This window comes from Shinella pollutisoli (assembly GCF_024609765.1).
Classification (GTDB): Bacteria; Pseudomonadota; Alphaproteobacteria; order Rhizobiales; family Rhizobiaceae; genus Shinella; species Shinella pollutisoli.
On sequence record NZ_JANFDG010000004.1, the window covers coordinates 1 to 12687 of the forward strand.

Here is a 12687-nt window from a genome sequence, read left to right on the forward strand (position 1 = left end):
ATGGTTCGGGAAAAAGGCGCGGCATATCCCCTTCTCCCCGTAACCGAGGAGAAAGTGTCCGGCGGGCCGGACGAGGGGCCTGCCCGCGAAGGCCCGCCTGCGCGGGCGGGATGCCGTCTTCTCCTCGGCCCACCCCCCTCCGGCCTGCCGGCCATCTCCCCCTCAAGGGGGGAGATTGGACGGGGTATCGTTTCGCCCATCCGAAACGATGCTGTTCGAGCGAGGTTCACGCCTCCTGCCGATCTCCCCCCTTGAGGGGGAGATGGCCGGCAGGCCGGAGGGGGGTAAGCAAAGGCCGCAAAGTCTCCCCGTCCCGTCATCACACGCCCCACCATCGGTGGAAGTGGTGCACCGGTCCCCGGCCCCGGCCGATGCGGAGGCCCGCGCCGGCGGCGAGCGCGCCGTGCAGGAAATCCTTCGCTTCGCCCACGGCCTCCGCGAGCGGCAGGCCGCGGGCGAGGCCGGCGGCGATGGCGGCGGAGAGGGTGCAGCCGGTGCCGTGGGTGTTTGGCGTGGCGATGCGCGGGGCGGAGAAGCGGGTGACGCCGTCGGGCGTGACGAGGAGGTCCGTGCTCTCGGCGCCCGTGCCGTGGCCGCCCTTGACGAGGACGGCGCCGGCGCCGGCGGCGAGGATCGCCTCCGCCTGGGCGAGCATCGCCGCCTCGTCCGCCGCCGCGGGCGTGCCGGTCAGAAGCGCGGCCTCGGGCAGGTTCGGCGTGACGAGGGCGGCAAGCGGCAGGAGCGCGGCGCGCAGCGTCTCGATCGCGTCGGGCCGCAGCAGCCGGTCGCCGGAGGTCGCGACCATCACCGGGTCGAGCACCGGACGGATGCCGTGGTGGCGGAGCCGCGCGGCGATGGCGGCGATCGTCTCCCGGCGCGAGACCATGCCAATCTTCGCGGCCCCGACCGCCATGTCCTCGCAGACGGCGTCGATCTGCGCCGCGACGGTTTCCGGGGTGATGTCCTCCACGGCGCGCACGCCTTCGGTGTTCTGCGCGGTGACGGCGGTGAGGACGCTCGCGCCGTAGACGCCGAGGGCGGAGAAGGTCTTCAGGTCCGCCTGGATGCCGGCGCCGCCGCCGCTGTCGGAGCCGGCGATGGTGAGCGCGACCGGGGTCATGGCCGCGCCTCCGCCAGCGCGCGGTCGACGGCGGCCCTGACCTGCCGTGCCGCGGCGGCGACGTCGGCGGCGGCGAAGACGGCGGAGATGACGGCGACGCCCGCGGCGCCGGCGCGCACCACCGCCGCGGCTCGGGCCGCGTCGATGCCGGCGATGGCGCCGACCGGCAGGTCCGGCCGGGCGGCGGCGATGCGGGCGCGGAGCGCGGCGAAGCCGTCGAGGCCGAGCGGCGGGTCGGGATTGTGCTTGGAGAGCGTCTCGAACACGCCGCCGATGCAGGCATAGTCGGCCGGCGCGGCGATGGCGGCCTCGGCGTCGGCCGCGTCCTTCACCGTCACGCCGACGATCGCCGCGGGGCCGAGCAGGCGGCGGGCGGTCTCCGGCGCCATGTCCTCGCGGCCGAGATGCACGCCGTCGGCTTCCGCCGCGAGCGCCACGTCGAGCCGGTCGTTGACGACGAGCGGCACGCCGGTGCCGGCGAGCGCGGCGCGGATCGCGCGGGCCCGCGCCACCATCGTCCGGGTCGGGGCGTCCTTGTCGCGGTATTGCAGGAGGGTCGCGCCGTTCTCCGCCGCGGTGCGGGCGAGCGCGGCGAGATCGCCCCGCCCGGCGAGGCTGCCGTCGATGATGGCGTTCAGCCTATAGTCCACTCTGGTCATGGTCGATCCTTGCCTCTCTGCGGATGTCCTCGGGGGAAAGGTTGAAGAGCGCGTCGATGAGCGCCGGCTCGAAGCTGCCCGGCCCGCGCGCCGTCGTCGCGGCCTCTTGCGCGGCGACGCCGAGCGCCAGCATGGCGGCGACGGCCGCCGCGAAGGGCGGCGCGTCGAGGGCGAGGAAGGCGGCGGCGAGCGCGCCGGAAAGGCAGCCGGTGCCGGTGACGCGCGCCGTCAGCGGATGGCCGTTCGATATGGCGACGGCCTTGGCGCCAAGCGCGATGCGGTCCGTCTCGCCGGTGCGCACGGCGACGACGTCCTCGGGCATCGCGAGCAGCGCGAATTCGGCGGCGTTCGCCCGCAGCACCGCGGGGCGGCGGGCGAGAAGCCCCGCGGCATAGGCCGTGCGCGCCGGCGAGTAGTCGCAATGGGCGGGGTCGAGCAGCCAGGGCTTTCGCGCCTCGCCCGCCCGGGCCACGGCGCGGTCTATCCCCGCGCGGCGGGCGGCGTCGAGCGTGCCGAGGTTGACGCAGAGCGCATCGGCCTTCCCGACGAAGGCCTCCACCTCCTCCGGCGCGTCGGTCATGGAGGGGACGGCGCCGAGGGCGGAGAGACCGTCGGCGACGAGCTTGCGCACGACCGTGTTCATCAGGCAGTGCACGCGCGGGCCCCGTTCGCGCAGGCGCTCCAGCAGGCGGGCGGCCTCTTCGGCGAGCGGCGCGGTCATCGGAGTTCCACCGCGATCGTCTCGACGGCGGGCGCGGCCGGGATCAGGCCGCTCTCGGCGAGGAAGGCGCCGAAGCGGGCGTAGCGGCCGCGGTCGAGAGCGGCCGGGCGCTTGGCGAAGCGCGGCAGCGTGTCCAGCCAGGCCTGCCGGTTCAGCGCGTCGTCGAGGTCGGGATGGGCCTTGACGAAGAGCGCCCAGCTCTCTTGCGGGTGGTTGGTGAGGTGGATCGCGCCCTCCTCCACCGCCGTCAGGAAGCGGGAGAGGCGGTCGTCGCCGACGAGCTCCGGACGGGTCACGAAGACGAGCTCGTCATAGAGCGGCACGCCGTGCTCCTCGGGGAAGAAGGCGCGGCCCTCGTGGCCGGCGAGCCGCATCTGCGTCAGCTCGAAATTGCGAAAACCGCCGATGGTGGCGTCGACCCGGCCGCTCGCCAGCGACGGCGACAGGGCGAAATTGACGTTGACGAGCTCGACGCTCTCGCGGTCGACGCCCGCGCCTTCGAGCATGCGCGCGAGCATGGCGTTCTCGAAGCCGGAGACGGAGAAGCCGATGCGCCTGCCGGCGAGGTCGGAAAGCGACTTCACCGGGCCGTCGGCAAGCACCGTCAGCGTGTTGAGCGGCGTTTCGACCAGCGTGCCGAAGCGCACGAGCGGCACGCCGGCGGCGTGGTCGAGATAGAGGTTCGGCTGGTAGTGGATGCCGATCTCGGCCTGGCCGGCGGCGACGGCCCGCGGCACCATCGACGGGTCGGCGGGCGGCAGGAGCTCGACGTCGAGCCCGGCCTTGTCGAACAGGCCGAGTTCCTGCGCCACCACCAGCGGGGCATGGTCGGGATTGACGAACCATTCGAGCAGGACGGTGAGCTTGTCCTTCGCGGCCGCGGGGCCGGCGAGCGCAAGCGAGAGGGCGAGGACGGAGAGGGTCTTTTTCAGCATGGCATCTTCCGGGGTTGGGGATGGGGCAATGGCGTATGGAACGCGGCGTCTCCGTTCCCTTCTCCCCGCCGGGGAGAAGGTGGCCCGAAGGGCCGGATGAGGGGGTGAAGGGCACTGCGGCCTCGCCTTCGGCGTCCCCCTCATCCCGCTGCCGCGACCTTCTCCCCGCCGGGGAGAAGGGGCGGAAGGCGCCCTCGGCATTCCCATGGGTGACGGGGCGGCTCATCCTTCGCGCGCCCAGGGGGCGAGGCGGGGGGCGAGCGCATCGACGCCCCGGCGCAGGAGAAGCGTGAGGACGGCGAGCACGACCATGGCGGCGAAGACGGTGTCGGTCTGCATGCGGGCATTGGCCTGCACCATGACGAAGCCGAGGCCGGCGGACGCGCCCACCCATTCGCCGACCACGGCGCCGAGCGGTGCCAGCGGGGCGGCGACGCGAAGCCCCGTGACGAGCGACGGCAGCGCCAGCGGCACGCGGACGTGGACGAGCGCCTGCAGGCGCGTGGCCGGCGTCATCGCGGTGGCGTCGAGGAGCTCGGGATCGGTGCGGCGCAGGCCGTCGGCGAAGGCCGAGGCGACGGGGAAGAAGATGATCAGCGCCGTCATCACCACCTTCGAGGCGAGCCCGAAGCCGAACCAGACGACGAGCAGCGGCGCCAGCACGAAGACGGGAAAGGCCTGCAGCACCAGCACGACCGGCCAGACGAGCCGCCCGAAGCCCGGCAGTGCGGCGACGGCGAGCGCGGTGGCGACGCCGAGGAGCGCGCCGGCGGCGAAGCCCGCGGCGATCTCAACGAGCGTCACCAGCGCATGGTCGAGGAGGAAGCCGGCCTGCCGGCGGAAGGCGGCGAGCACGTCGAGCGGCGCCGGCAGGATGTAGCGCGGCGGCGCCAGCATGACGACGAGCGCCTGCCAGCCGGCGACGAGCATCAGGGCGGTGCGGAGCATGGCCACGGCCGGGCTAGCGGCGCGGTTGCGGCGGGCGGAGCGAAACGGAATATGGCATTGGCGATCTCCCGATTGTCATCATGGAGATCCAGGCGAAGCGAAGAAGTGGGAAGGATTGCCGTTCGGCCCCTCGTTCCGTTCCTACGCCGGCATGACCCGGATCAGGTTCAAGGGTCCGGCTCACCGCCATCTCAGCATCGTTCGATGCCCCCCTCGGAATGGGTGTTTCATAGGACGCGGGCGGAGGCGGTGTCAAGCGGCGCCTGCCCCTTCGCCCGTGGGCGATACGCCGCGCCGGCCGTCACGAGCGAGATCGCGCCGTTCCCGCCGCCAGAAGACCGCCTCCCCTTCCCGCCTTCGCCGCCACCGCGCCGGCATCGGCGCAGGAGCCCTTCGTTGCCGCCGGCAAAGCCAGCCGGCCGCCACGGCATGGTCTTCGGCTGCGCCGACAGGACGGCGGCGTTCCGGGATCGGTGCGATGGAATGAGGGCAAAAAGAAAGGGCCATCGGCGAAGCCGCGGCCCTTAAGGTATGAAGGTTAAGAACCTCCAGAGGGGAACAGCTCGTGCATGGCACTGGGAGGGAGCCATCTGTGCAGGAGCTGTGTGCAACATGCCTCGGATTTGTGCAGAGCAAAAGCAAAATTTGTGCAATGCAGCTATGCATGGGCGGGGGTGCTCGCGGGGCGAGGCTTGCGACGCTTTGTCCTGTCCCGCCGGATGACAGGCGCGCCTGCAGGCAATATACAGTCAATATCCGTCCTGCATGGAACCCTGTGGCATGAAGACCTGGCATCCCGACCTCAGCCGGAGCGGCAGCCCGCTCTACATGGCGATCGCCGACCTGATCGAGATGGACCGGCGCAGCGGCCGGCTCTCCCCCGGTGACAGGCTGCCGACGCACCGCGCGCTGGCCGGAAGGCTCGCCATCGACGTCACCACCGTCGCCCGCGGCTACCTGGAGGCGCAGAAGCGCGGGCTCGTGGAGTCGCATGTCGGCCGCGGCACCTTCGTGACGGGCGGCGGCCCGGCCGCCGACGCGCCGCCCGACCCGCGCCGCGCCGCGGCCGCCGATCCGTCGATGAACATGCCGCCGGAGCCGGACGACCCGGACCTCGTCGCCCGCATGCGGGCGGGGTTCTCGGCGCTTTCGGCCGATCTCGTCCCCCTCCTGCGCTACCAGGGTTTCGGCGGGGCGGCGATGGACAAGGAGGCGGCCGCCCTCTGGCTCGGCCGCCGCGGGCTGACGCCGCCGGCGGAGCGCATCTTCGTCACGCCGGGGGCGCATCCGGCGCTGCTCTCGATCCTCGCCACGCTCGCGCGCCCGGGCGACACGGTGCTCTCGGAAAACGTCACCTATCCGGGCCTGCGCTCGATCGCGGCGCAGCTCCGCCTGCGGCTCGCCGGCCTGCCGATGGATGGCGACGGCATCCTTCCGGAGGCCTTCGCCGCGGCCTGCGAGCGCGAGGCGCCGAAGGCGCTCTATCTCAACCCGACCCTGCAGAACCCGCTGACGCTGACCATGCCGGAGGCGCGGCGGCGCGAGATCGTCGCGGTGGCGCGCCGCCACCGCGTGCCGATCGTCGAGGACGACGCCTACGGCTTCGTCCCGGCGGAAGCGCCGATGCCGCTCGCCGCCATGGCGCCGGAGCTCGCCTGGCACATCGGCGGCCTCTCGAAATGCCTCGGCGCCGGCCTGCGCCTCGCCTATGTGGCGGCGCCCGACGACGGCCGCGCCGTCTGGTCTTTTGCCAGCGCGATGCGCACGGGCAGCGTCATGGCCTCGCCGCTCACCGCCGCGCTCGCCACGCGCTGGATCGGCGACGGCACGGCCGACGCGATCCTCCGCTTCCTCCGTGCCGAGGCCGCGGCGCGCCAGGCGCTCGCCGCCGGTCTGCTCTCCGGCGTCTCCTACCGCGCCGACGCGCTCGCCTTCAACATCTGGCTGCCGCTGCCGCACGGCTGGACGCGCTCCACCTTCAGCGCCCACATGCGCGCCTGCGGCCTCGGCATAGTGGCGAGCGACGCCTTCACCGTCGACGGCGCGGCGTCGGAGGCCGTGCGCGTCTGCCTCGGCGGCCCGGTCTCCCGGCCCGACCTCAAGACGGCGCTCGCCTTCATGGCGCATGCCCTCGAAGGGCCGCCGGAAATGGCCGGCTCGTTCTTCTGACGTCGAAAAGGCAACCTCTCCACTCCCCTTCTCCCCCGCGGGGAGAAGGTGGCCCGAAGGGCCGGATGAGGGGGCGGAGCACGCCGTAGATTCGCCTGCGGCGCGCCCCCTCATCCCGCTGCCGCGACCTTCTCCCCGCGGGGGGAGAGGGGGCAGGAGGCGCGCTCGTTGTTCCACGAGAGGAACATCCGCCCTGCCTGCGTCAGTATGTCCGGTCGACATATTGACGGTATGATTGCATCTATATGCATGCATCAGATGACAGGATTGAATGGTATGGAAACGCCGCACGCCGTGAACGAGGACTATCCGCCGCTGCCGCCCATGCAGACGGGCATCCGGGGTCGCTGCCCGCGCTGCGGCCAGGGCCATCTCTTCAGGGGGTTCCTGACGCTGGCGCCGCGATGCGAGGCCTGCGGGCTCGACTATTCCTTCGCCGACCCGGCGGACGGCCCGGCCTTCTTCGTCATCTGTTTCGCCTGTATCCCGAGCGCGGCGCTCGCCGTCTGGCTGGAGGTGGCCTTCAGCGCCTCGCTGCTGACGCAGCTTTTCGTCACCGGCCCGTTCATGCTGCTCACCTGCATACCGCCGCTGCGCCCGCTCAAGGGATGGCTGGTCGCGAGCCAGTATTTCTACAAGGCGGAAGAGGGCAAGCCCGTGCGGCGGCAGGAAGCGGGCTAGGGGCCCGTCGCCACCTCGATCGAGGCGAGCAGCGTCGAGCGGGCCGTCTTGAGGTGAAAGCCGCAGGCGGCGCGGGCCTTGGCGATGTCGCCGCTTTCCAGCCCGGCGATATAGGCGAGATGCTCCTCCACGGCGACGTGGTTGCGCTCCTTCTCGTCCTTCTTGTTCCACTGGTAGTGATAGTGGAAGATCACCGACATCACGCCCTGGATGTTGATGAAGAAGCGGTTCGGCGCCACGCCGTTGATCAGCCGGTGCAGGCGGTGGTCGAGATCGGAGAAGTCGCGGTAGCGCCGGTCGATGTCGGCGAGCATGGCGCGGTGCTCCTCCTCCAGGCCCGACAGCGCCCGCCAGGCGGGATGCTCCGGCGGCAGCGCCATGAAGCGGTCGAGCGCGCGGAACTCCATGAACTCGCGCATGTCGAACAGTTCGGTGACGAAGTCGACGGTGAGGCCAAGCGCGCGCCAGCGGCCGTTGCTCTGCCGCTCCAGGAGGCCGAAATGGCTGAACTTGCTGAGGCAATCGCGGATCGCCGAGGTCGAGACGCCGAACTGGCGGGCGAGGTCGAGCCCGTTGATGATCTGGCCGGGGCTGCATTCCGGCCCCACCATCCAGGCCATGAACTTGCGCTCCACCATCTCGGCGAGCGGCTCCAGATCGGTGCCGTCGAGATAGTCGGCGCGCTCGGGCAGGCGCAGGAGCACCTTCGCGCGCCCGTCGATGGCGACGATGCGCCGGGCGGAAAGCTCGGCGAGCACGGCGCGCAGCGTCGTGCGGCTGACGCCGAGCGTGGCCGCCATCTGCGGCTCGGAGGCGAGCGGCCGGCCGGGCGCGGCGCGGGCGAGCAGGTCCAGGCACTGGTTGTAGGTCCGCTTGTAGAGCGCGTTGGTCTTCATGCCTGGTTCCCTCCCTCTGACACCCCTTGCCGCACCATCGGGCAAGCCGTTGCCGCTTTCCCCTTCTCCCCGGTGGGGAGAAGGTGGCCCGAAGGGCCGGATGAGGGGGGCGAAGCCGATCAGCGCCGTCGCTCCTGCGCCTTCGGCGTCTCCCTCATCCCGCTGCCGCGACCTTCTCCCCGCGGGGGAGAAGGAGGCAGGAAGCGCCCTCGTCATTGCCTGTGCGACCGCCCTTCCCCCACATGCGGACAGTCGATGCCGACACTGTTTTTTTGGCATGATTTTTTTATATAAAAAACAGTTTGCCTGCAAGGGTGATGTCTTTTATGCAAAAAGAACAAATCTGCTGCCTGACGGACGGGAGGAGTTCATGCAAGCGGTCGCCCGGCGCAATGCGCGCCGCAGCCCCTTTTCGCGCAGCTGTCGCCCGGCGGGTGACGGCCGATGACGCGCGTCGTCCTGCAATTCGGCACGAGCCGTTTCCTCCAGGCGCATGCGGACCTCTTCCTGCACGAGGCGCGCGAGGCCGGCCAGGACGTGCCGCCCGTCGTCATCGTCCAGACCTCCGGCTCCGCCGCCCGCGCGGGCCGCCTTGCCGCTTTCTCCGATCCGGCGGGCTTCCCGGTCGTCATTCGCGGGCTTGAGGACGGCCAGCCGGTCGAGCGCCGCATCGCCGTGAAGAGCGTCGCGCGCGGCCTCTCGACCGCGGGCGACTGGGCGGAGGTCGTCCGGCTGTTTTGCGAGGAGGCCGATTTCGTCCTCTCCAACACCGGCGATGCCGGCTATGCCGCCACACCCGGCGAGGCGAAGGCGGGGCTCGGCATCGGGACGCCGCTTCCCTCCTTCCCCGGCAAGCTCGCCCAGCTCCTCCACGCCCGCTTCCAGCGGGGCGGCCGGCCGCTGACGGTGCTGCCCTCAGAGCTCGTCAATCGCAACGGCCCGGTGCTGAAGGCGATCGTCCGCGGCCTTGCCGCCGAGGCCGGCACGGACGAAGCCTTCCTCGCCTGGCTCGACGGCAGCGTCGTCTTCGCCAACACGCTGGTCGACCGCATCGTCTCCGAGCCGATCGAGCCCGCCGGCGCCGTCGCCGAGCCCTATGCGCTCTGGGCGATCGAGCGCGCGCCGGGGCTGACGCTGCCCTGCGAGCACCCGGCCATCGTGCTGACCGACGACCTCGAACCCTACGAGCGGCTGAAGCTGCACATCCTCAACCTCGGCCACACCGTGCTCGCCGACATCTGGCAGGCGGACGGCCGCCCGGAAGACGAGACCGTGCGAGAGATCCTCGCCGACCCGGCGATCCGCGCCCGGCTCGACGCGGTCTATCGCGACGAGGTCGTGCCGGGCTTTGCCGCCCGCGGCATGGAGAAAGAGGCGCGGGACTATGTCGGGACGACGCTCGGCCGCTTCCTCAACCCCTATCTCGACCACCGCATCGCCGACATCGCCGGCAACCATGCGCTGAAGGTCGAACGGCGCCTCGCCGCCTTCCTCGACTGGGCGGGAACCCCCGCGCCGGTGCTCTCCTCCATCGTCAACCGGGTGGCCGCATGAGCTATCAATTCGATTTCTCCGCCCTCCTGCCCTACTGGCCGGTGTTCCTTCAGGGCGTGTGGCTGACGCTGAAGCTCTCGGCGCTTGCCACCGTCTTCGGCTTCGTCGTCGGCACGCTCTGTGCGATTGCCCGCGCCGATGGGCCGCCCTGGCTGAAGACGGTCGTCGCGATCTATGTCGAGACGATCCGCAACACGCCTCTCCTGGTGCAAATATTCCTCGTCTATTTCGGCTTCGCCTCGCTCGGGCTGAAGGTGACGGCGAACACGGCGGCGGTGGCGGCCCTCGTCGTCAATGTCGGCGCCTATACCTGCGAGATCGTCCGCGCCGGCCTCGAATCGATCCACAAGTCGCAGCTCGAAGCCGCCGAATGTCTCGGGCTGACGCGCACGCAGACCTACTGGCACGTGATCGTCCGGCCGGCTATCGAGCGCGTCTATCCGGCGCTGACCAGCCAGTACGTGCTCTTGATGCTCGCCTCGTCGATCACCTCGCAGATCTCGGCGGAGGAACTGACGGCGGTCGCCAACCGCATCCAGTCCGACACGTTCCGCTCCTTCGAGACCTATATCGTCACCGGCGCGCTCTACATCGTGCTCTCCTTCGTCGTGCGCGCGGCCTTCACGCTGTTCGGCCTCGTCATCTTCCCCCGCCGCCGCAAGCTCGGCACGGCCATCTGAGGAGGAGAGGACATGTCGCTCACCCCGGTCCATCTCCAGTTCATCGCCATCGGCGGGCTCTGGACCATCGGCCTCTCGGCCATCGCCTTCATCGGCGGCTCGATCATCGGCTTCGCGCTGGCGCTCGCCCGCATCTCGCCGAGCCCGCTCGTGCGGCGGCTGGCCGCCGGCTATATCCAGATCGTCCAGGGCACGCCGCTGCTCGTCACGCTGTTCCTGTTCTATTTCGGCCTCGCCGTCATCGGCCTCGACAGGCTGCCGGCGATCGTCGCGGCGGGCTTCGGCCTCGTCGTCTATTCCTCCGCCTTCCTGGCGGAGATCTGGCGCGGCTGCCTCGAATCCGTGCCGAAGACGCAGTGGGAGGCGGCCGAGTGCCTGGCGCTCACCCGCTGGCAGCGCATGACGCGGGTGATCCTGCCGCAGGCGATGCGCATCGCCACGGCGCCGACCGTCGGCTTCCTCGTGCAGATCGTCAAGAACACCTCGCTTGCCTCGGTCGTCGGCTTCGTCGAGCTCGCCCAGGCCGGCAAGCTCGTCAACAACACGATCTTCGAGCCCTTCACCGTCTTCATCGTCGTCGCCGCCTTCTACTTCGTCATCTGCTACCCCCTCTCGGCCTGGAGCCGCAGCCTGGAAAGGAAACTCAATGTCGGCCGTCGTTAGCCTCAGCAATGTCCACAAGAGCTTCGGGGCCGTGCAGGTCCTGAGGGGCGTCAGCTTCGAGGTGGGTCCGGGCGAGGTCGTCGCGGTGATCGGCGCGTCGGGTTCGGGCAAGTCGACGGCGCTGCGCTGCATCAACGCGCTGGAGACGGTCGACAGCGGCGAGATCACCGTCTGCGGCCACAAGGTGCACGACCCGGCGCTCGACCGCCGCGCGCTGCGCCGCGACGTCGGCATCGTCTTCCAGAGCTACAACCTCTTCCCGCACCTGACGGTGGCGCAGAACATCATGCTGGCGCCGACCTGCGTGAAGGACATGGGCAAGGCCGAGGCGCGCAAGCTCGCGGAAAGCGTTCTCGCCCGCGTCGGGCTTTCGGAGAAGGCGGACAACTATCCCGAGCAGCTTTCCGGCGGCCAGCAGCAGCGCGTCGCCATCGCCCGCTCGCTCGCCATGCAGCCGAAGCTTATGCTGTTCGACGAGGTGACCTCCGCGCTCGACCCGCAGCTCACCGGCGAGGTGCTGCGCGTGATGGAGGACCTCGCCCGCGGCGGCATGAGCATGATCCTCGTCACCCACGAGATGGCCTTTGCCCGCAAGGTGGCGAGCAAGGTCATCTTCATGCACCAGGGCAAGGTCTGGGAGACCGGCCCCGGCGCGATGCTCGACGATCCGCAGACGCAGGAGCTCCGCGAGTTCCTGCACAACGGCCTCTGAGGCCATCCCTTCCCAACCATCTCTCAGGAGGAGACAGACCATGAAACGCAGAACCCTGATGACCGGCGCCGTGGCGCTCACGCTCGCCGCCGCCGTTCCGGCGCTGGCGCTCGCCGACACGCTCGACGACATCAAGGCCCGCGGCACGCTGCGCGCGGCCATCGACCTCGGCTCGCCACCCTTCGGCATGCAGGACGCCAACATGCAGCCGACCGGCTCGGAAGTGGAGAGCGCGAAGCTGCTTGCCGACCATCTCGGCGTCAAGCTGGAGATCGTCGAGGTGACGAGCCCGAACCGCATCCCCTTCCTGCTCACCGGCAAGGCCGACGTCGTCATCGCCTCGCTGTCGATCAGCGAGGAGCGCAAGCAGGTGATCGACTTCGCCGATCCGCACGGCGTCATCCAGGTCATCGCCGCCGCGCCGAAGGGCATCGAGATCAAGAGCCTCGAGGACCTGAAGGGCAAGGAGCTCGCCACGACCCGCGGCACGACCAACGACAAGGAAGCCACGACGCAGGCGACCGAATCCACCATCGTGCGCTACGACGACGACGCCACGCTCGTCACCGCGCTGGTCTCCGGCCAGAACGACATCATGGTCTCCGCCCCGCAGATCATGAACGCCGTCAACGAGCGCCGCACCGCCGATCCGCTGGAGGCCAAGATCGTGCTGAAGGTCAATCCCTACGCCGTCGGCCTGCGCAAGGGCGAGGACGCGCTGAAGGCGGCGGTCAACCAGTGGGTCGCCGACGATCTCGCCAACGGCAAGCTGAACGAGATCTACAAGCGCTACAACAACGTCGACCTGCCGGCGGAAATGCCGAAGCCGTAAGCGGCTTCACCCTCCCCCGGCAGGGCCGTGCATAGGGAATGACGAGGGTGCCTCCTGCCCCCTTCTCCCCGGCGGGGAGAAGGTCGCGGCAGCGGATGAGGGGGTGCCGCAGGCAGG

13 protein-coding genes and 1 riboswitch are annotated in these 12687 nt (G+C 70.4%); of the genes, 7 read left to right on the forward strand and 6 right to left on the reverse strand.

Translation table 11 applies throughout. The features are described from left to right. Nucleotides 1-319: 319 nt before the first annotated feature. The 5 genes from thiD to NNZ72_RS04105 form a co-directional block, all read right to left on the reverse strand. Entirely contained in the window at nucleotides 320-1120 is an 801-nt protein-coding gene (thiD, locus tag NNZ72_RS04085) for a bifunctional hydroxymethylpyrimidine kinase/phosphomethylpyrimidine kinase (RefSeq protein ID WP_257313129.1), read from the reverse strand. After that, complete coding sequence (gene thiE / locus NNZ72_RS04090) at nucleotides 1117-1779, reverse strand: thiamine phosphate synthase (RefSeq protein WP_257313131.1); 663 nt, start codon at nucleotides 1777-1779, stop codon at nucleotides 1117-1119. Before thiE ends, thiD begins: the two co-directional genes overlap by 4 nt. Further along, on the reverse strand, nucleotides 1760-2500 hold the full coding sequence (locus tag NNZ72_RS04095; protein WP_257313133.1) for a hydroxyethylthiazole kinase: 741 nt from the start codon (nucleotides 2498-2500) through the stop codon (nucleotides 1760-1762). Before NNZ72_RS04095 ends, thiE begins: the two co-directional genes overlap by 20 nt. Beyond that, the gene (locus NNZ72_RS04100; protein ID WP_257313136.1) at nucleotides 2497-3435 is read right to left on the reverse strand and encodes an ABC transporter substrate-binding protein; all 939 of its coding nucleotides are present in this window, start codon (nucleotides 3433-3435) and stop codon (nucleotides 2497-2499) included. Before NNZ72_RS04100 ends, NNZ72_RS04095 begins: the two co-directional genes overlap by 4 nt. A 222-nt stretch (nucleotides 3436-3657) precedes the next feature. Continuing rightward, nucleotides 3658-4383, reverse strand: a complete 726-nt coding sequence (locus NNZ72_RS04105; protein ID WP_257313138.1) for an ABC transporter permease — start codon at nucleotides 4381-4383, stop codon at nucleotides 3658-3660. 121 nt (nucleotides 4384-4504) lie between these two features. Next, a riboswitch (TPP riboswitch) is annotated at nucleotides 4505-4607 on the reverse strand. A 556-nt stretch (nucleotides 4608-5163) separates the two neighbouring features. Here NNZ72_RS04105 and NNZ72_RS04110 point away from each other — a divergent pair. Both NNZ72_RS04110 and NNZ72_RS04115 read left to right on the forward strand, forming a co-directional pair. Then, nucleotides 5164-6552, forward strand: coding sequence for an aminotransferase-like domain-containing protein (locus tag NNZ72_RS04110; RefSeq protein WP_257313141.1), 1389 nt, complete (start codon nucleotides 5164-5166; stop codon nucleotides 6550-6552). 294 nt (nucleotides 6553-6846) lie between these two features. Then, entirely contained in the window at nucleotides 6847-7233 is a 387-nt protein-coding gene (locus tag NNZ72_RS04115) for a DUF983 domain-containing protein (protein ID WP_257313712.1), read from the forward strand. On the opposite strand, the gene NNZ72_RS04120 is transcribed toward NNZ72_RS04115, so the two are convergent. Further along, entirely contained in the window at nucleotides 7230-8129 is a 900-nt protein-coding gene (locus tag NNZ72_RS04120; protein WP_257313144.1) for a GntR family transcriptional regulator, read from the reverse strand. The two genes, NNZ72_RS04115 and NNZ72_RS04120, sit on opposite strands and share 4 nt — an antisense overlap. Nucleotides 8130-8573: 444 nt before the next feature. Between NNZ72_RS04120 and NNZ72_RS04125 the strand changes: the two genes are divergently transcribed. Genes NNZ72_RS04125 through NNZ72_RS04145 form a run of 5 tightly spaced genes read left to right on the forward strand, consistent with a single transcriptional unit; the run spans nucleotide 8574 to nucleotide 12570 of the window. Beyond that, entirely contained in the window at nucleotides 8574-9683 is a 1110-nt protein-coding gene (locus tag NNZ72_RS04125; RefSeq protein WP_257313145.1) for a mannitol dehydrogenase family protein, read from the forward strand. Next, nucleotides 9680-10363, forward strand: a complete 684-nt coding sequence (locus NNZ72_RS04130; protein ID WP_257313147.1) for an amino acid ABC transporter permease — start codon at nucleotides 9680-9682, stop codon at nucleotides 10361-10363. Before NNZ72_RS04125 ends, NNZ72_RS04130 begins: the two co-directional genes overlap by 4 nt. 12 nt (nucleotides 10364-10375) lie before the next feature. After that, nucleotides 10376-11026, forward strand: coding sequence for an amino acid ABC transporter permease (locus NNZ72_RS04135; protein WP_257313149.1), 651 nt, complete (start codon nucleotides 10376-10378; stop codon nucleotides 11024-11026). Then, nucleotides 11010-11738, forward strand: coding sequence for an amino acid ABC transporter ATP-binding protein (locus NNZ72_RS04140; RefSeq protein WP_257313152.1), 729 nt, complete (start codon nucleotides 11010-11012; stop codon nucleotides 11736-11738). Before NNZ72_RS04135 ends, NNZ72_RS04140 begins: the two co-directional genes overlap by 17 nt. Nucleotides 11739-11778: 40 nt before the next feature. Further along, a complete protein-coding gene (locus NNZ72_RS04145) occupies nucleotides 11779-12570 on the forward strand; it encodes a transporter substrate-binding domain-containing protein (RefSeq protein WP_257313154.1) in 792 nt (263 codons plus the stop codon). Nucleotides 12571-12687 lie beyond the last annotated feature (117 nt).

Coding starts and splice junctions, on each gene's coding strand:
- thiD (WP_257313129.1), bottom strand. CDS start 1,120: ATGACCCCGGTCGCGCTCACCATCGCCGGCTCCGACAGCGGCGGCGGC.
- thiE (WP_257313131.1), bottom strand. CDS start 1,779: ATGACCAGAGTGGACTATAGGCTGAACGCCATCATCGACGGCAGCCTC.
- NNZ72_RS04095 (WP_257313133.1), bottom strand. CDS start 2,500: ATGACCGCGCCGCTCGCCGAAGAGGCCGCCCGCCTGCTGGAGCGCCTG.
- NNZ72_RS04100 (WP_257313136.1), bottom strand. CDS start 3,435: ATGCTGAAAAAGACCCTCTCCGTCCTCGCCCTCTCGCTTGCGCTCGCC.
- NNZ72_RS04105 (WP_257313138.1), bottom strand. CDS start 4,383: ATGCTCCGCACCGCCCTGATGCTCGTCGCCGGCTGGCAGGCGCTCGTC.
- NNZ72_RS04110 (WP_257313141.1), top strand. CDS start 5,164: ATGAAGACCTGGCATCCCGACCTCAGCCGGAGCGGCAGCCCGCTCTAC.
- NNZ72_RS04120 (WP_257313144.1), bottom strand. CDS start 8,129: ATGAAGACCAACGCGCTCTACAAGCGGACCTACAACCAGTGCCTGGAC.
- NNZ72_RS04125 (WP_257313145.1), top strand. CDS start 8,574: ATGACGCGCGTCGTCCTGCAATTCGGCACGAGCCGTTTCCTCCAGGCG.
- NNZ72_RS04130 (WP_257313147.1), top strand. CDS start 9,680: ATGAGCTATCAATTCGATTTCTCCGCCCTCCTGCCCTACTGGCCGGTG.
- NNZ72_RS04135 (WP_257313149.1), top strand. CDS start 10,376: ATGTCGCTCACCCCGGTCCATCTCCAGTTCATCGCCATCGGCGGGCTC.
- NNZ72_RS04140 (WP_257313152.1), top strand. CDS start 11,010: ATGTCGGCCGTCGTTAGCCTCAGCAATGTCCACAAGAGCTTCGGGGCC.
- NNZ72_RS04145 (WP_257313154.1), top strand. CDS start 11,779: ATGAAACGCAGAACCCTGATGACCGGCGCCGTGGCGCTCACGCTCGCC.